Annotated in this window: 17 protein-coding genes; 11 read left to right on the top strand and 6 right to left on the bottom strand. The window is 68.0% G+C overall.

What is annotated here, in order from left to right:
- Positions 1 to 64: 64 nt before the first annotated feature.
- The 8 genes from ACAM26_RS08240 (at position 65) to ACAM26_RS08205 (ending at position 6,714) form a co-directional block, all read left to right on the top strand.
- On the top strand, positions 65 to 307 hold the full coding sequence (locus ACAM26_RS08240) for an exodeoxyribonuclease VII small subunit (protein ID WP_062276649.1): 243 nt from the start codon (positions 65 to 67) through the stop codon (positions 305 to 307).
- Positions 300 to 1,199: a (2E,6E)-farnesyl diphosphate synthase gene (gene ispA / locus ACAM26_RS08235; RefSeq protein ID WP_123139798.1), complete on the top strand. Its 900-nt coding sequence runs from the start codon at positions 300 to 302 to the stop codon at positions 1,197 to 1,199. Before ACAM26_RS08240 ends, ispA begins: the two co-directional genes overlap by 8 nt.
- A 127-nt stretch (positions 1,200 to 1,326) precedes the next feature.
- Complete coding sequence (gene folE2 / locus ACAM26_RS08230; protein WP_123139799.1) at positions 1,327 to 2,175, top strand: GTP cyclohydrolase FolE2; 849 nt, start codon at positions 1,327 to 1,329, stop codon at positions 2,173 to 2,175.
- A gap of 10 nt (positions 2,176 to 2,185) precedes the next feature.
- Positions 2,186 to 2,908: an alpha/beta fold hydrolase gene (locus tag ACAM26_RS08225; protein ID WP_123139800.1), complete on the top strand. Its 723-nt coding sequence runs from the start codon at positions 2,186 to 2,188 to the stop codon at positions 2,906 to 2,908.
- Positions 2,905 to 4,107 carry a Bcr/CflA family multidrug efflux MFS transporter gene (locus ACAM26_RS08220; protein ID WP_369613415.1) on the top strand — a complete coding sequence of 401 codons (1,203 nt, stop codon included), beginning with the start codon at positions 2,905 to 2,907 and terminating at the stop codon, positions 4,105 to 4,107. The genes ACAM26_RS08225 and ACAM26_RS08220 overlap by 4 nt, the downstream gene beginning before the upstream one ends.
- On the top strand, positions 4,104 to 4,793 hold the full coding sequence (locus ACAM26_RS08215; protein WP_123139802.1) for a Crp/Fnr family transcriptional regulator: 690 nt from the start codon (positions 4,104 to 4,106) through the stop codon (positions 4,791 to 4,793). The genes ACAM26_RS08220 and ACAM26_RS08215 overlap by 4 nt, the downstream gene beginning before the upstream one ends.
- Before the next feature lie 244 nt (positions 4,794 to 5,037).
- On the top strand, positions 5,038 to 5,223 hold the full coding sequence (locus ACAM26_RS08210) for a DUF2892 domain-containing protein (RefSeq protein WP_062276659.1): 186 nt from the start codon (positions 5,038 to 5,040) through the stop codon (positions 5,221 to 5,223).
- Positions 5,224 to 5,448: 225 nt separating this feature from the next.
- Positions 5,449 to 6,714, top strand: coding sequence for a diguanylate cyclase (locus ACAM26_RS08205; RefSeq protein WP_165913539.1), 1,266 nt, complete (start codon positions 5,449 to 5,451; stop codon positions 6,712 to 6,714).
- Here the strand turns inward: ACAM26_RS08205 and ACAM26_RS08200 are convergent.
- From ACAM26_RS08200 to ACAM26_RS08190, 3 genes are all read right to left on the bottom strand, one after another.
- Positions 6,711 to 7,820, bottom strand: coding sequence for an osmoprotectant NAGGN system M42 family peptidase (locus ACAM26_RS08200; protein WP_123139804.1), 1,110 nt, complete (start codon positions 7,818 to 7,820; stop codon positions 6,711 to 6,713). The genes ACAM26_RS08205 and ACAM26_RS08200 overlap by 4 nt on opposite strands.
- Positions 7,817 to 9,565, bottom strand: a complete 1,749-nt coding sequence (ngg, locus tag ACAM26_RS08195) for an N-acetylglutaminylglutamine synthetase (RefSeq protein WP_123139805.1) — start codon at positions 9,563 to 9,565, stop codon at positions 7,817 to 7,819. The genes ACAM26_RS08200 and ngg overlap by 4 nt, the downstream gene beginning before the upstream one ends.
- Before the next feature lie 188 nt (positions 9,566 to 9,753).
- Positions 9,754 to 11,529, bottom strand: coding sequence for an N-acetylglutaminylglutamine amidotransferase (locus ACAM26_RS08190; protein ID WP_369613414.1), 1,776 nt, complete (start codon positions 11,527 to 11,529; stop codon positions 9,754 to 9,756).
- Between the two features lie 443 nt (positions 11,530 to 11,972).
- Between ACAM26_RS08190 and folE the strand changes: the two genes are divergently transcribed.
- The gene (gene folE / locus ACAM26_RS08185) at positions 11,973 to 12,611 is read left to right on the top strand and encodes a GTP cyclohydrolase I FolE (protein WP_123139807.1); all 639 of its coding nucleotides are present in this window, start codon (positions 11,973 to 11,975) and stop codon (positions 12,609 to 12,611) included.
- 15 nt (positions 12,612 to 12,626) lie between these two features.
- Here folE and ACAM26_RS08180 read toward each other — a convergent pair whose 3' ends face one another.
- The gene (locus tag ACAM26_RS08180) at positions 12,627 to 13,250 is read right to left on the bottom strand and encodes a response regulator transcription factor (protein WP_243695653.1); all 624 of its coding nucleotides are present in this window, start codon (positions 13,248 to 13,250) and stop codon (positions 12,627 to 12,629) included.
- A 289-nt stretch (positions 13,251 to 13,539) separates the two neighbouring features.
- On the opposite strand from ACAM26_RS08180, the gene ACAM26_RS08175 reads away from it, so the two are divergent.
- Together ACAM26_RS08175 and ACAM26_RS08170 are read left to right on the top strand one after the other, a co-directional pair.
- Positions 13,540 to 14,460, top strand: a complete 921-nt coding sequence (locus ACAM26_RS08175) for a diguanylate cyclase (protein ID WP_369613413.1) — start codon at positions 13,540 to 13,542, stop codon at positions 14,458 to 14,460.
- Between the two features lie 148 nt (positions 14,461 to 14,608).
- Positions 14,609 to 16,060: a sensor histidine kinase gene (locus ACAM26_RS08170; RefSeq protein WP_132230423.1), complete on the top strand. Its 1,452-nt coding sequence runs from the start codon at positions 14,609 to 14,611 to the stop codon at positions 16,058 to 16,060.
- A 73-nt stretch (positions 16,061 to 16,133) separates the two neighbouring features.
- On the opposite strand, the gene ilvC is transcribed toward ACAM26_RS08170, so the two are convergent.
- Positions 16,134 to 17,150 carry a ketol-acid reductoisomerase gene (gene ilvC / locus ACAM26_RS08165; protein WP_025275104.1) on the bottom strand — a complete coding sequence of 339 codons (1,017 nt, stop codon included), beginning with the start codon at positions 17,148 to 17,150 and terminating at the stop codon, positions 16,134 to 16,136.
- Positions 17,151 to 17,256: 106 nt separating this feature from the next.
- Positions 17,257 to 17,748: an acetolactate synthase small subunit gene (gene ilvN / locus ACAM26_RS08160; protein WP_005220234.1), complete on the bottom strand. Its 492-nt coding sequence runs from the start codon at positions 17,746 to 17,748 to the stop codon at positions 17,257 to 17,259.
- Between the last annotated feature and the right edge of the window lie 4 nt (positions 17,749 to 17,752).

The following is a 17,752-nucleotide window of genomic DNA, read 5'->3' as shown; positions in this document are numbered from 1 at the left end:
ACGCGCTGGTTTGACCACTCAACCGACCTACGGTACCGTACCTGCAAACACCGGTTCAAACCCGATGACGAAAGCCCCCGAGCACTCCCCGCCAACCTTCGAACAGGCACTCGCCGAACTGGAGTCGATCGTCGACGCCCTCGAGCAGGACGAGATGACGCTCGAGCAGTCGCTCGACGCCTTCGAGCGCGGCATCGGCCTCACCCGCACCTGTCAGCAGGCACTGGAGACGGCAGAGCAACGGGTGCGCATCCTCACCGACGCTCGGCCGGACGCCGAGCCAGAAGCCTTCGACACCCATGACTGAGACCAATCTGGACGCCTTCCGCTCGCGCTACCAGGCGCGCGTCGAGAACACGCTCGAGCAACTGCTGCCGAGCACCAGCGTGGAGCCGGCTCGCCTGCACGAGGCCCTGCGCTATACCGTGCTCGGTGGCGGCAAGCGCATCCGCCCGCTGCTGACCTATGCCGCCGGCGAGGCGCTCGCCATCGACCCCGAACTGCTCGACCGGCCGGCCTGCGCGGTGGAGCTGATCCACGCCTACTCGCTGATCCACGACGACCTCCCGGCAATGGACGACGACGACCTGCGTCGCGGCCAGCCGACCTGTCACCGCGCCTACGACGAGGCCACCGCGATCCTCGCCGGCGACGCCCTGCAGACGATCGCCTTCCAGGCCCTGGCCGAGGCCCCGGGGCTCTCCGCCGAGAGTCGGGTGGGCATGGTCACCGCGCTGGCGCGCGCCAGCGGCTCGCGCGGCATGGTCGGCGGTCAGGCGCTCGACCTCGCCGCCGAGGGCGAGGGGACCCAACTCGACGTCGCCATGCTCGAGCACATCCATATCCACAAGACCGGCGCGCTGATCCGCGCCTCGGTACAGATGGCCCTGCTCGCCCGCAGCGACGCCACCGACGACCAGCGCGAGCGGCTCGACCGCTATGCCAAGTGCATCGGTCTGGCCTTCCAGATCCAGGACGACGTGCTCGACGTCGAGGGCGACACCGCGCTCATCGGCAAGACCGCCGGACGCGACCAGGTGCTCGAAAAGGCCACCTATCCGTCGCTGGTCGGGCTCGCCCAGGCCAAGGCGATGGCGCGCGAGCTGACCGACGAGGCACTCTCGGCGATCAGCATCTTCGGCGAGCGCGCCGCTGCGCTCACCGCCATCGCCGAGGGGCTGAGCACCCGCCGCAGCTGAGAACCCCGTCACCGCCCGGGGCCGACCCGGGCGACTGTCGACACCAGACCCATTGTCTTGTCGCCGCAACACCCCCAGGGTTTGCGGCGATATCTCTTTTCCGCCGATCCGTCGAGGAAGCGAACCCATGGAGCATGTGCTCGAGTCCAACCGTTGCAACGCGACCGCCGATATCGCTGACGTCCAGGGGAGCGCCGACACCCGTCGCATCGCCATCGACAAGGTCGGCATCAAGGACATCCGCCACCCGGTGCGGGTGCGCGACCGCAGCGGCAATGAGCAGCATACGGTGGCGACCTTCAACATGTACGTCTACCTGCCGCACGATTTCAAGGGCACGCACATGTCGCGCTTCGTGCAGGTACTCAACAACCATGAGGAAGAGATCGGCGTCGCCTCCTTCAAGGACATGCTCGCCGAGATGTCGACCCGGCTCGAGTCCGAGGCCGGCCACATCGAGATGCGCTTCCCCTTCTTCATGCGCAAGCAGGCCCCCGTCTCCGGGGTGCAGAGCCTGCTCGACTACGAGGTGACGCTGATCGGCGAGATCCGTCACGGCGAGCCGGCGCTGCAGGTCAAGGTGGTGATCCCGGTCACCAGCCTGTGCCCCTGCTCGAAGAAGATCTCGGCCTACGGCGCGCACAACCAGCGCTCGCATGTCACCCTGCAGGTGCGCATGCGCGACTTCATCTGGATCGAGGAGCTGATCGAGATGGTCGAGTCGGAGGCCTCCTCCGAGCTGTTCGGCCTGCTCAAGCGCCCCGACGAGAAGTACGTCACCGAGCACGCCTACGACAACCCCAAGTTCGTCGAGGACATGGTGCGCGACGTTGCCAAGCGGCTCAACGAGGACGATCGCATCCTCTACTACGTGGTCGAGGCGGAGAACTTCGAGTCGATCCATAACCACTCGGCCTACGCCCTGATCGAGCGCGACAAGGAGGCCGAGGCCCGCACCGCCGAGGCCTCGCTCTGACCGTCCCGGCGTGAGCGCACCGCGTCGCCTGCTGCTGCACGGTTTCACCGGCACCGCCGCCGACTGGGCGACGCGCTGCGCGCACGACCCCGAGGCGCTGGCCATCGACCTCCCCGGTCACGGCGCCGCCCCGCCCCCACGGGGCGACTTCGCGAGCACCATCGCCGCGCTGCTCGCCCAGCTACCGCCCTCGATCGACGAGCTGATCGGCTACTCGCTCGGCGGCCGGGTCGCACTCGGCCTGCTGCAGGGCGCGCCCGAGCGCTTCCGGCGCGCCACCCTGATCTCCGCCCACCCCGGACTCACCGACCCGGTCGCGCGCGCGCGCCGTCGCGCGGCCGACCGACGCTGGATCGAGCTGCTGCGCACACAGGGCATCGGCGCCTTCGTCGACGCCTGGGAGCAACTGCCGCTGTTCGCCACCCAGACCCGCGCCGCCCCCGCCGCACTCACCCGCCAGCGCGCCCAACGTCTCGCCCAGGACCCCGAGGGCCTGGCCGCCGCGCTCGCCGTGCTCGGGCTCGGCGAGATGCCGCCGACCTGGCGCACCCTCGCCCGTCACCCCGGTCGAGTGCGCTGGATCGTCGGCGCCGACGATGCCAAGTTCCTCGGACTGGCGCGCCGGGTGGCGATGCTGCGCCCGAGGCTCCAGCTCCACGTCATCCCCGGCGCCGGGCACAACCCGCTGATCGAGGCCCCGGCGCGGCTCGACGCATTGCTCGACCCACGATGAACCGCGCCATCGCCCCGACCAGCCCCGCGCTCATCCTGCCCCTGGCGCTGCTCGCGGCGCTGACCCCCTTCGCCATCGACATGTATCTGCCCGGCCTGCCCGAGATCGCCCGCGCGCTCAACGGGCCGATCGAGCTGGCGCAGCTCAGCGTGGCCATCTATCTCGGTGTCTTCGCCCTCGCCCAGCTGGTCATCGGCCCGCTCTCCGACGTGCTCGGCCGACGCCTGACCATCAGCGCCGGGCTGGGGCTGTTCATGACCGCCGCGCTCGGCTGCGCCCTGGCGCCGAGCCTGCCGGTGCTGATCGGCGCGCGCGCCATCCAAGCCCTCGGCGGCGCCGCGGTGGCGGTCACGGTGCCGGCGCTGGTGCGCGATCTCTACGACAAGGAGGACTATGCCCGCGTCATGGCGCTGATCATGCTGGTGATGTCCTTCGCGCCGCTGGTCGCCCCCACCCTGGGCGCACTGGTGATCGGGCTCGGCGGCTGGCGCGCGGTGTTCATCGCGCTGCTGGCGATCGGTGCGGTGGCGCTGGCGCTGTTTCTCGCGCTCATCCCCGAGACCCTGCACCACCAGCACCGTCATCGTCTCGACCTCGGCCACATCCTGCGCAACTATCTGCGCCTGTTCGGCCACCGCGCCGCGCTCGCCTATCTGCTCGCCGGCGCCAGCAGCTTCTCCGGGATGATGGTGTTCATCGTCGCCTCGCCCTATGTCTATATCGAGTACTACGGGCTCGGCGCCGGCCAGTTCGGGCTGGTGTTCGCCGCCAACGTCGCCCTGACCATGGTGACGGCCACGCTCAACGCCCGACTGATCCCCCGTCTCGGCGCCGACCGTCTGCTCGCCATCGGTCTCGCCACCCAGGCGACGGTGGCACTCGTGGCCTTGGGGCTGGCGCTCCACGGCGCACCGCCGATCTGGTTGCTGGCACCGACCACCGCGCTCTATCTGGGGATGATGGGACTGGTGCTGGGCAACGCCACCGCCGGCTTCATGAGCTTCTTCCCGCGTCTGGCCGGGACCGCCTCGGCGCTCGCCGGTGCCGCGCGCTTCGGCGCCGGCGCCGCGGTGGCCACGTTGATCAGTCTGGTCCACGACGCCAGCCCGACGCCGCTGCTGCTGGGCATGGCCGGCAGCGGACTGGCGGCACTGTTGTTGTTCCATCTCGTCCGTCCGCGCCACGACGCCCCGTCATGATCCAGGACCCCCAGCAACGGGCTCGACTGCTCGAACACTTCGCCTTCCTGCGCACCGCCGAGCGCGATTTCCGCGAGGCCTTCTTCGACCGCGCCGTCACCGCGCGGCTGCCGGCCGGACACATCATCTGTCACGACGGCGGCAGCTGTGCACAGCTGGCGCTGGCGCTGGCGGGCACGGCACGGATCTACAAGCTCGGCGAGAACGGTCGCGAGGTCACCCTGTATCGCATCGGGCCGGGCGAGAGCTGCGTGGTCACCGCCGCCTGCATCCTCAGCGCGCGGCCCTTCCCCGCCTTCGCGGTGTGCGAGACGGCGATCGAGGCGGTGGTCGTCGGCGCCGCCGATGTCCGACGCTGGATGGCCGCATCGGCGCCCTGGCGCGAGTTCGTCTTCGGGCTGGTCGCCGAGCGCCTCGGCGAGGTCTTCGGGGTGCTCGACGCGATCCTCTTCAAGCCGCTCGACCAGCGCCTCGCGGCCTTGCTGCTGCATCGCTGGCAGGCCGCGGGACGACCGGCGATGCTGCACACTACCCATCAGGCGCTGGCCGTCGAACTCGGCAGCTCGCGCGAGGTGATCACCCGACTGCTCGGTGAACTCGAGGGCCGCGGCGCGCTGCGTACCGGGCGCGGACGCATCGAGCTGCTCGACCCCGGTCTGCTCGGGGCGCGCGACACGATCGACTGAGGACAGCGGTCTGGACCGCCAGCCGGCAAAACGCGCACAAGTCATGATGACCTGGGTTTGCTCGACGCCGACACGCCAGGACAGGCGCCCCATGGCTCGAGCCCGACCCACGCCTGGGGCGCCGCCTCGACAAGGCCGAGCGACTGCTCGCCACGCCTCTGGCGCTGCTGGGTGACATAGTCACAGAGTGGCGCAGCGCTACGCGTTAACCTCTCGACCATCAACCCATCGACGAGGTAACGACATGACCAAGAACATCGGCTCCACCGACCGCAACATCCGTCTGGCCATCGGCGCAGTACTGCTGCTCTGGGGCCTGATCGCCCAGAACTGGCTCGGCGCCATCGGTCTGGTGCCGCTGGCCACCGCACTGATCGGCTGGTGCCCGGCCTATGTGCCCTTCGGCATCAACACCGCCGCCAAGGACTGATCGTCCGCGACCATATCGGATCGGGGTCACGGCATCAGGCGCCGGTTGGTGCACCTGACCCCGATCTCACGTATCCTTTAGCAGCCAACCCGATCGCACACGATCGGCGGACGCCACGGGAGACGCGAAGGCACCGGCCAGCGCCGGCATCAGGATAGGCCTCTCCCCCCATCCTCGAACCTGGACGCCCGGCCGGACAGCGCCATGCGTCCGAACCGCCCCGTCATGGCCGCACACGACCTACCGAACGGCGACCTCCCCTCCGATGAACTGCTCGCGGTGCTCAACGAGGCCCTGACCAGCGTCATCATCACCAGCGCCGAACTCGACGACGACCACCCCAAGATCCTCTACGTCAACAAGGCCTTCGAGCGCATGACCGGCTATACCCGCGCGGAGCTGATCGGGCGCACACCGCGCATCCTCCAGGGCGAGCGCACCGAGCGCGCGGTCCTCGACCGGCTGCGCCGCAACCTCGAACGGGGCGAGGAGTTTGCCGGCCAGACCGTCAACTATCGCAAGGACGGCACGCCTTACTGGGTCTCCTGGAACATCACCCCGATCCGCAACCCCGACGGCAGCATCCGCTACTTCTTCTCCAACCAGAAGGACGTCACCGAGGAGGTGCGGCTGCGCCAGGCGCTCGAGCGCGAGCGCGCGCTGCTCGCCCAGATCATCGATTGCAACCCGGCGATGATCGGGATCAGCGACGGCCAGCGACTCAGACAGGCCAATGCGGCACTGCGCGAGTATTTCGGCATCCACGACATGGCCGCCTTCCAGCGCGAACGCGGCTGTATCTGTCACTACTTCAAGACGCTCAACGGCCGCCCCTTCACCCCCTCTCCGGCCTGGATCGAGGAGTCGGCGGCGCGCGGACCGGTCAAGCTCCAGGTGGAGTGTCGCGGACGACGCGGCTATCTGCTCGCCGAGTGCCGACGGTTGCCGGATGTCGGTGGTTTCGTGCTCACCCTGCACGACATCACCGACGCCGAACTGGCGCATTGTCGCGCGCTGGAGCAGGCCGAACGCGACCCCTTGACCGGACTGCTCAACCGCCGCGGACTCGACCGGGCGATGGCGCGTACCCGCGGTCGGGCCTGTGAGTACGCGACCGTGTTCATCGATCTCGATCACTTCAAGCGGATCAACGACGAACTCGGGCACGATCGCGGCGATGCGGTACTCCAGGCCGTCGCCAGGGTACTGTGTCAGCACACCCGCAAGAGCGACCTGTGTGCGCGTTGGGGGGGCGAGGAGTTCCTGCTGGTGCTGCCCTACAGCAACCTGAGAGACGGCGAGCGCACCGCCGAGAAGCTACGCCGGGCGATCGCGCGCGAGTCGGCCGTGCCCACCACCGCCAGTCTCGGGGTCAGTCTGGGCCGTCCCGGCGAGCCGCTCGACCAGACACTGGCGCGCGCCGACCAGGCGGTCTATCGCGCCAAGCACAGCGGGCGTAATCGCGTGGCCTGTCTGGCGCCCGAGGACTAGCCCGGCTGGGTCGGGAAGCCGGCGCGCGGCCCCATCTCGTAGCGGTCGCGACTGAACAGCGGCGGTGCCTGCATGTAGACCCCGACCAACCGCGCCAGCGATTCCAGGGCATCGAGATGGATGCGCTCGTAGCCGTGCGAGGCATCGACGCCGAAGGTCACCAGCGCGGTGCGCACGTCGTTGCCGGCCTCGAGCGCGGCGGCGCTGTCGGAGCGGTAGTAGCGGAAGACATCGCGCTGATGGGGGATGGTGAACTCCTGGCAGAGCTGGATGACGCGATGGGTGAGGTGGTAGTCGAAGGGACCGCTCTGGTCGGCCATCGCGATGGTCACCCCGAACTCGCTCGAGTTCTGTCCCGGCGCGGTGGTGCCGTTGTCGATGGTGAGCATCTCGGCGACGTCCTGATGCAACGCCGCCGAGGCGCCGGAGCCGACCTCCTCGGAGATGGTGAACAGCGGATGGCAGTCGACGGGCAGGTCGGGGCGCTCGCGCTGCACCGCCTCGATGGTCGCCAGCAGCACCGCGGCACCGGCCTTGTCGTCGAGATGACGGGCGTTGATGAAGCCGGTGTCGGTGATCTCCGGGCAGGTGTCGATGGCGAGGAAGTCGCCGACGTGCACCCCCAGGCGCAACAGCCCGTGCAGGTCAGAGACCCGTGTGTCGATGCGAAACTCGACGTGATCCCAGCCCCCGGGCTGATCGTCGATCTCTGGACCGAAGGTGTGTCCCGAGGCCTTCATCGGCAGGATGGTTCCGCGCAGCTGGCCGGTGTCGGTGAACAGGGTTGCGCGCGCGCCCTCGGCGAAGCGCGCGTTCCAGTGCCCTACCGGCACCAGCTGCAAGCGGCCGTTCTCCTTGAGTCCCTTGACCATGGCACCGAGGGTATCGATGTGGGCGACCACGGCGCGGTCGGGCTGCGACACCCGCCCTTCCAGGGTGGCGCGGATCGCCCCGCGCCGGGTCAGCTCGAAGGGCACGCCGAGGCGCTCGAGCTCTTCGCACACCAGATGAACCACCCGATCGGTATAGCCCGAGGGACTCGGGGTGAACAACAGCTTCAGCAGGATATCGACCAGATAATTCGAATCGATGGCGGGTAGCTTCAAGGGAACTCCTCCCGGGTCGCGGTCTGCGGGAACAACAGGTCGACGAAGCGCTCGGCGGTCGGCTGCGGCTCGTGGTTGGCCAGCCCCGGACGCTCGTTGGCCTCGATGATCACATACTCGGGCTCGGAAACCGAGGGCACGATGAAGTCGAGCCCGGTCACCGGGATCTCGAGCGCGCGCGCCGCGGCCTCGGCGGCCTCGGCGAGCGCCGGGTGCAGCTCGGCGGTGACATCGTGGATGGTCCCGCCGGTATGCAGGTTGGCGGTCTTGCGCACCTGCAGCATCTGCCCCTCGGGCAGGATGTGCTCGAGCACGAAGCCAGCCTCGCGCACGCAGCGCGAGGTCTCCTCGTCCATCGGGATGTTGCTCTCGCCGCCGGTGGCGGCGCGCCGGCGGCGGCTCTGCGCCTGGATCAGGTCGCGGATACTGTGGCGCCCGGTGCCGACGACGTGCGCCGGACGGCGGATGGCGGCGGCCACCACCTGGTAGTCGATGACGATGATGCGCAGGTCGTGGCCCTGCACGTACTCCTCGAGGATCACCGTCTCGCAGACCCGACGCGCCGCGCCGATCGCCAGCTCCAGCGACTTGGCGTCGCGCACATCGACGCTGATCCCCGCCCCCTGCTCGCCGCGCGCGGGCTTCACCACCAGGCTGCCGAGCCGCGAGAGCAGCGCTTCGGCCTGATCGAGCGCCTGGAAGCGGGCCTGTTCGGGCACCCGCAGCCCGGCATGGCGCAACAGCCGGTGGGTGACCGCCTTGTCGTCGCAGCGGCTCATCGCCACCGCACTGGTCATCTCGCTGAGACTCTCGCGACACACCACCCGACGACCGCCGAGGGTCAGCGCGAAGTAGCCCGCCTCGGCGTCGATCACCTCGACCCCGATGCCGCGACGCCGCGCCTCCTTGACGATGATGGTGGCATAGGGGTTGAGATCGGCCTCGGGCTGACGTCCCATGAACAATGGCTCGTTGAAGGCGTTCTTGTTCTTGACCGCGAACGCCGGGATGCGGCCGAAGCCGAGCTTCTGGTAGAGACGAATGGCGTTGCTGTTGTCGTGGATCACCGAGAGATCGAGGAAGGCGCGACCACGCGCCAGATAATACTCGATGACCTGACGCACCAGCGTCTCGCCGATCCCCGGATAGGGGGCCTGGGCGTCGACGGCGAGCGCCCACAGGCTGGCGCCGTTCTCGGGATCGTCGAAGGCTGCGGCATGGTCGACACCGTTGACCACGCCGAGCAGCGAGCCGTCCTGCTCGTCCTCCGCGACCCAGTAGGTCAGCACCTTGGAGGTGCGGTTCGCCCAGACGAAGTCCGCCCCCGGCGGCACCATGCCGCGACTGATATAGAGCCGCTGGATCGCCTCGGCGTCGGCACGGCAGTTGACCAGGCGGATATGGAACCCCTTGGGGCGGCGCTGGCAGGACTGGTAGCGCTCGAACCACAGCCGGAAGGTGTGCGAGGGGTCGAGGAAGAGGTCCTGCGGCGCCTGCGCCAGCACCACGTGCGGCTCATTGAGATAGAGCGCCACGTCGCGGGTACCGGGGCGCTCCTGCTGGAGCGCGCGCGCGATCTCGGCCGGGTCGCTGAAGGTCTGCCCGAACAACAGCCTGCCCCAGCCGCAGTCGACGCTGGCCGACTGCCCCAGGGTCTGATCGGTCCGTGGTCGGCGGTCCCAGTTCTTGACCGATGGGGCACGGCTGCGCTCGAGACGGTGATGGATGCGCTCTTTCATGGTCATGCTGGCTGTCCTGTCTGCGTCACTGGCATGGATCGGATGACGTCGCTCGGGCGCCAGGGCGAAGTCCGACCGGACGCATCCGACCGAACCCCAGGCCAAGCGCTCGCAGCCGCCGCGAGGCGGGTGCGAGCGCATGATTCAACGCATGCCGGGCGGCCCGGCAGGTCGTTCCCTGACGCCGCCCGCGCTCAGATCCCGTGTTCCTGCAGCCACAGCTCGAGCAGCGCCACCTGCCACAGCTTCGAGCCGCGCAGCGGGGTGATGTGCTCGTCGGGCGCGGCCAGCAGGTGCTCGACATAGTCCGAGCGGAACAGCCCGCGCTCGCGGGCACGCTGCGAGCGCACCAGGTCGGTCACCGTCTCCAGCACCTCCCCGCGCAGATACTTCAGCGCGGGCACCGGGAAATAACCCTTGGGACGATCGATCACCTCGCTGGGGATGATCTTGCGTCCGATCGCCTTGAGCACACCCTTGCCGTCATCGGTGAGCTTGTGCTCGCCGGGCATCCGCGCCGCCAGCTCGACCAGTTCGTGATCGAGGAAGGGCACGCGCGCCTCCAGCCCCCAGGCCATGGTCATGTTGTCGACCCGCTTGACCGGGTCGTCGACCAGCATGATCTGCTGATCGAGCCGCAACGCCTTGTCGAGCGCGTCGCTGGCGCCGGCGCCGGCGAAGTGCGCGGCGATGAAGGCGCGGCTGTGGTCGGCGCCGTGGAAGCGCGGATCGACCGCCTCGCAGAACTCGGCATGGCTACGATCGCAGAAGGCGCGGGCATAGTCACCGACCGGGTCGCTGCTGCCGACCATCGGCGGGTACCAGTGATAACCGGCGAAGACCTCATCGGCCCCCTGCCCGCTCTGCACCACCTTGACGTGCTTGGCCACCTCCTGCGAGAGCAGGTAGAAGCCGATGACATCATGGCTGACCATCGGCTCGGACATCGCCCGCACGCAGTTGGGCAGCTCCGGGAGCAGCCGCGCGGCCGAGTCGACACGGATCTTGTGGTGCGTGGTGCCGTAGTGACGGGCGATGATGTCGGAGTACTGGAACTCATCACCGGCCTCGCCGCCGACCGACTCGAAGCCGACCGAGAAGGTGTTGAGTCCGCGCTGGCCGTGCTCGGCGAGCAGACCGACGATCAGGCTCGAGTCGAGTCCGCCGGAGAGCAGCACACCGACGTCGACGTCGGCCACCAGGCGGCGCTCGACGGCGGTGCGCAGCGCCGCGAGGACGCGCTCCTGCCAGTCCTCGTAACCGAGTCCGCGCTCCTCGGCCAACGGCTCGAAGCTCGGCGACCAGTAGCAGCGATCGCGCTGACGGCCATCGGGCTCGACGACGCGGATGGTCGCCGGCGCGAGCTTGCGCACCCCGGCGAGCATGGTGTGCGGCGCCGGCACCACCGAGTGGAAGTGCATGTAGTGGTGCAGCGCCACCGGATCGATCTCGGTGTCGACGCCGCCGCCGGCGAGCAGCGCCGGCAGGGTCGAGGCAAAGCGTAGCCCGCCGGCGACCTCGGCGAGATAGAGCGGTTTGATGCCGAGACGATCGCGCGCCAGGGTCAACCGCCCGCTGTCGCGCTCGGCGATGGCGAAGGCGAACATGCCGTGGAAGCGCTCGACACAGGCATCGCCCCAGGCATGAAAGGCCTTGAGCACCACCTCGGTATCGCCCTCGGAGAAGAAGCGATAGCCCTTGGACTCGAGCGCACCGCGCAGCTCGCGATAGTTGTAGATGCATCCGTTGAAGGCGATCGACAGCCCCAGCTCGCTGTCGACCATCGGCTGCGCGGCATGATTGCTCAGATCGATGATCGACAACCGGCGATGGGCGAGCGCCACCCGACCCTGTTGCCAGACCCCATGACCGTCGGGGCCCCGCGGGGTCATGGCCGCATTCATGGCACTCAGGGCGTCAAGGTTCGCCGGGAGGTCGTCGAAGCGGATCTCACCGCAGAAACCACACATAGTCAGGTTCTCCTAGGGATTGGGCGAAGACATCCACGGCAGCCGACCGGGGTCGGACTCGAAACGAGAGGACGGCCAATCCACGAGGGGTGGCTCGCAACGACCAGGGGGGAAGTAGACACATGACCGCTGACTGTCAACGGCTCGTGACCCCGGAACGGACCGCACCGCGAGCGGCGCAGGAGGCGAGGAGACTGGCTGGACCGATCGGCTGAGCACTCATGGCCTTTCGTCCGCAGATCTTTGGATTTTGAGAAGAAACGGACCGTTATGTTAACCGACACCGGATCGTGTTTCCACAAACGCCCCGTGTATGACCCTTACGCGCACCGCCAGACTATTCCGTTCTCCCCCCTCGACCCCCATTGTCCGATCTGAAGCGGGCGCGCCTCAGGCCTCCGTCCGCCCATATCTTCTATATCAGCAATGGACCAGGCATCCAGATGGCAGAACAAGCGAGAGCCCCGAAGATCGTCACCCACAGTCACTACGCCACCAGCTTCGAGGCCGAGTCGGAGGCGGAGGTCTATGACCCGCGCAAGGAGGGGCTGGTGCGCGAGATGCTCGACGCGCTCGGCGAGGACGCCGAGCGCGAAGGCCTCAAGCGTACCCCGCTGCGCGTGGCCAAGGCGCTCGACTTCCTCACCAGCGGCTACCAGATGTCGGCCGAGGAGATCATCAAGAAGGCGCTGTTCGAGGAGGATGCCAAGGAGATGGTGATCGTGCGCGACATCGAGTTCTATTCGATGTGCGAACATCACATGCTGCCCTTCTTCGGCCATGCCCACGTCGGCTACCTGCCCAACGGCAAGGTGGTGGGACTGAGCAAGATCGCCCGCGTCGTCGATGTCTTCGCGCGCCGGTTGCAGGTGCAGGAGCGTCTGACCAACCAGGTGGCGGATGCCTTGATGGAGCATCTCGGCGCCCATGGCGTGGCGGTGGTGATGGAGGCCAGTCACACCTGCATGATGATGCGCGGGGTCCAGAAGCAGCGCAGCACCACGGTGTCGAGCGCAATGCGCGGCGCCTTCGAGAGCGACCCGCGCACCCGCGCCGAGTTCATGTCCTTCGTGCGCGGCTGATTCAGCCCCTTTCGATCAACCCTGCTCGAGCTGCCACTGCACCGCGTAACGCATCAGTTCGGCAGCCGAGGACAGCTGCAGCTTGCGCTTGATCTTCTCGCGATGGGTTTCGATGGTCTTGACGCTGAGGTGCAGCCGCTCGGCCATACGGCCATTCGACACCCCCTCGCCGATGAGGATGAACACCTGCAGCTCGCGGTCGGTGAGCAGTTCGACCGGGGACTGTGCCGGCACACGCTTCTGCGCGAATCCCTCGACGAAGCGCTGCTGCATGTCGGCGCTGAGATAGATGCGCCCGGCCAGGGTCTGGCGGACCGCGGCGATCACCTCGTCGATGCCCTTGTGCTTGTTGATGTAGCCAAGCGCCCCGGCACCGATGGCACGCTCGGCGAACAACGCCTCCTCGTGCACCGAGCAGACCAGGATGCGGATCTCCGCATCATGGGTTCTGAGCCGCTTGATCAGCTCCAGACCGTTGCCGTCCTCGAGCGAAAGATCGACGACGGTCAGGTTCGGGGTGAGGTCGCGCACCAACTGCAACCCCTCGCGTAGCGTCTCGGCCTCGCCACAGACCTCCAGATCCGGTTCGGCGGCGATCAGACTCGCCAGACCGGCCCGAACCAGCGGATGGTCATCCACGATCAGAATGCGTTTTACAGGCTCGTTCACTTGGAGATACGCCACCGATCAAGACACGTTGCGTGAGGATCGCCCCTGACAGGGGGAACTCGATCGAGATGATCCCCTGATGCCGGCATCAGGGGATCCCTGATCTTAGCGCCATCGTTGCACTGGGACAATGAAGCTCGACTTCATCGGTCCGTCCAGCCCCGGCACACGGCCTGGCACGGCGGACGACCGCAGTCTGGCGCCAACCCGCGCCAGGCGGAGATCAACGTCCACACGTGCAGCAAAACACCATTCGAAGATGAACTCGCCCGACTTCCATTTCGATCAGCATCCAGGGCAAGTCGGCACGCCGCCCTACACCACCGTGCTGCATGCCTCCGGTCCCACGCCCCATCATGCGCCCAGGATCCCGAACACCACGCCCGAGGTGCTCGTCTGCATCGACGCACAGGAGCAGATCGTGATCTGCGATCATGGCGTCGAGCCCCTGTTCGGCCACTCGCCCGAGGCGCTGCGCGGCAACTCCTGGAAGCACCTGGTCGCGCACCAGAGTCAGCAGCGTCTCAGCGACCTGCTGCAGCAGGTCGACACCAGCCCGCACCCCGACGGCATCGACCTGGGCCAGGCTGGGCTGCTCGGCCAGCATCAGGACGGCGCGCTCTTCCCTCTCGACGGTCGCATCCTGCCGGCGCGCAGTGGTGCCAGCGGCGGCTATACCCTGGTCCTGCGTCCGGCACCGCGTCGTGACGATGGCTGTGATCACTGCCCCGAGGTCGAGCGCCCACACCTCATCGACCAGCTCGATCGCGCGCTGCAACAGCACCGCCGACTCAACCGCTCCTGCGCGCTGTTGGTGATCGACATCGCCCTGGGCAGACACCACGCCAACCCGGCGCACACCGAGACGATGATGCAGGCCTGCATCCAGCGGCTGCAGCACGGGCGTCGCCGTCAGGACCGCCTGGCCCGGTTCGGCGCCAGCCGGCTGGCCCTGCTGCTGAGCGAGATCACCGGTGTGGACAAGGTCGAGCGCGTGGTCGAGCGCCTGCGCACCACCCTGTCCCAACCCGTCGAGTCCGCCGGCGGCCAGCACCGACCCAGCCCGCGCATCGGCTTCGCCTGCTATCCCGAGGACGCAATCTGTCCGGCGACACTGCTCGACCACGGCGAGCGTAGCTGTACCGAGCGACATCGCCCACCGACCATCCTGGTCAGCTGAGCCGACGCCCTCCCGTCGGCGATCGCCTTTTGACCGCGCTTCTTCTATCCTAACCGCTCCACGCGTCCTGTCATCGCGCGTTCATCCAAGATGCGATGACGGGGCAACGACGCGCCCCGGGGCGTCTGCCGTTTCCAGGAGAACGATCGTGCGCGCGCTGTTGTTCCTGGCGCTGAGTTACATCCCGCTTTGGATCCTGCTGCAGCAGGTACCGGGCTGGCCCGTTGCATCGCTCTGCGCACCGGAGGCCGCCCTGACCCTGGCTGCGGTGATGCTCGGCGGCCTGCAGGCCCTCCTGCTCCCCATCACCGCCACTCTGATCTACGCCCTGACCGCCTGGCCAGAAGAGGCCGCCACCCGCCAGCTGGCTACGGCACTGCTGCCCCTGCCCCTCTATGGCCTGCTCGGGCACTATCTGGCGCGCCGGCGGTTGATGCTCGAACCCTCGCTCAATGCCTTGCTGGCGATTGCCGCCACGGCGCTGGCCGCCATCGCCGCACAGAGCCTGATCCAGCCCGACACCCTGACCGCCGAACCCGGCCAGGGCGGGGCCATCTTCGTCTCCCTGCTGGTCACCGCCGCCCTGCTCTCGTTGCGTCAACACCCTGAACACCATCCCACGCCACCACCGCCGGCACAGGATACGGCCCGCACCACCCTCGGGCTGGCGCTGCTGCTGGCGTTGTTGAGCGCGCCGTTGAGCGATCACGGCATCGCCGCGCTGCTGCCACTCCTCGTCCTGCTCGCACTGCCGCTGGCGGCCGCCTTCGGCCTCGCACTGGGCCCACGAGCGGCGCTGGCGATGCTGTGCGGACTCGAGCTGCTCGCGCTGGTGCTGGCCGGCGCGCTCGGCTCACCGACGCTGACCCCGCTCTATCAGGCCGTGCTGGTACTGATCGGCGGCGCGTTGCCGCTGGCGATCAACCAGCTGCGGTTGCAGGTCGAGACGACCACGGCGAGGATCGGCCTGGCTCGGCACTTCGACGAGGAGCGGGTGGCGTACGGGCGCACCGCCCACCGACTCGCCCGCACCCTGCACGACGACCCGATGCAGCTGCTCACCGCGGCCGCACTCACCACCCAACGTCTCGCGCGCGACAGCGACGATGCCTCACGCGAGACACTGCGGCGTGTCCACCAGCTGATCGATCACGCGATCGACTCGATGCGCGGCGTCTGCGCCCGACTCAGCCCCCCACTGCTGCACGAGTTCGGTCTCGCCGAGGCCTTGACCCGCGAGGTACGGTCCAGCGCCAGCGGCGGCGAACCGCCACTGCTCGAACTCGATGCCGGACCACCGGTGGTCGCTGGGGCAACCCGCATCCTGCTCTTCGACAGCCTGCAGGCGCTGCTCGAGCACTATCCGCTGGCACGGATCCGCTTCACCACGAGGGCGGACGAGGGGTTGTCGATCATCCTCGACATCGCCGCCCCCGGCAGCGCAGCCGACCTGCCGCGCACCACGCTCGGCCAGATGCTCGAGCTGCGGTTGCAGGCACTCGGCGGAGAGCTGCGGCTGGCAGCGGATGGCATGAAGATCAGGATGGAGGTGCCACCACGAGCCTTGCTCGCGGATGCGCTGGACGAACGTCCGGGATGAGGGGCCGCCCGCGCCCTGACGGGCACGGACGCGAGCGGGACCGACCAGGATGGCCGGCCCCGACGGGGGGCGATCAGTTGCGGGTCTTGTCGACCAGCTTCTGCTCGCGGATCCAGGGCATCATCTCGCGCAGACGCTCGCCCACTTCCTCGATCTGGTGCTCGGCGCCGATGCGACGCAGGGCCTTGAGCGAGGAGGCACCGGCCTGGTTCTCGAGGATGAACTCCTTGGCGAACTGACCCGACTGGATCTCCTCGAGCACACGCTTCATCTCGGCCTTGGACTCGGCGTTGACGACGCGCGGACCACGGGTGAGGTCACCGTACTCGGCGGTGTTGGAGATCGAGTAGCGCATGTTGGCGATGCCGCCCTCGTAGATCAGGTCGACGATCAGCTTGACCTCGTGGAGGCACTCGAAGTAGGCCATCTCGGGGGCGTAGCCGGCCTCGACCAGGGTCTCGAAACCGTTCTGGATCAGCGACACCAGACCGCCGCAGAGCACTGCCTGCTCACCGAAGAGGTCGGTCTCGCACTCCTCGCGGAAGCTGGTCTCGATGATGCCGGCACGGCCACCGCCGTTGGCCGAGGCATAGGCCATGGCGATGTCGCGGGCCTGACCGGTGGCGTCCTGGTAGACGGCGATCAGGCTCGGCACGCCGCCGCCCTGGGTGTAGGTCGAGCGCACCAGGTGACCGGGGCCCTTGGGCGCGATCATGATGACGTCGAGGTCCTCGCGCGGCTCGATCTGGCCGAAGTGGACGTTGAAGCCGTGGGCGAAGGCGAGCGCCGCACCCTGCTTGATGTTGGGGGCGATCTGGTCGCGGTAGAGCGCGCCCTGGTGTTCATCGGGGGCGAGCACCATCACCACGTCGGCGCCGGCAACGGCTTCCTCGATCGACTTCACCGCCAGACCGGCGTTGGCCGCCTTGACCGCCGAGGCCGAACCCTCGCGCAGACCGACGGTGACCGAGACGCCGGAGTCCTTGAGGTTGTTGGCATGGGCATGGCCCTGCGAGCCATAGCCGATGATGGCGACCTGCTTGCCCTGGATGAGGGACAGATCGGCGTCTTTGTCGTAGTAAACGTTGATGCTCATGGGTGTGGATCCTATCGGATGGTGATATCCGCGCGGCGACGGATATGGAAGCGGAAGGCGTCCGGGCGATACCGCCCGGACGCCACATGGATACCGGAGGCTAGATGGTCAGACCCTTCTCGCCACGGGAGATCCCGGTCGGCCCGGAGCGCACGACCTCGATGATCAGCTCCTCGGCGACGGTATCGATGAAGGCGTCGAGCTTGTGGGTCGCCCCGGTCAGTTCGATGACATAGCTGGTGTCGGTGACATCGATGATCTTGGCGCGGAAGATGTCGACCAGACGCTTGAGCTCCTCGCGGTCGCGCCGCTCGGCGCGCACCTTGACCAACATCATCTCACGCTCGATGTGCGGGCCTTCGCAGAGATCGAGCAGCTTGACGGTGTCGACGAGCTTGTTGAGCTGCTTCTTGATCTGCTCGACGATGTCGTCGTTGCCGGTGGTCACCAGCGTCATGCGCGAGAGCGTGGGGTCGTCGGTCGGGGCGACGGTCAGGGATTCGATGTTGTAGCCACGGGCCGAGAACAGTCCGGCGACACGCGACAGCGCGCCCGCCTCGTTCTCCAGCAACACGGCGATGATGTGTCTCATGTGA

It is taken from the genome of Marichromatium sp. PS1, assembly GCF_041155115.1.
Classification (GTDB): domain Bacteria; phylum Pseudomonadota; class Gammaproteobacteria; order Chromatiales; family Chromatiaceae; genus Marichromatium; species Marichromatium gracile.
The sequence above is the reverse complement of the archived record's forward strand: the minus strand, read 5'-3'. Positions and strand labels throughout refer to the sequence as shown.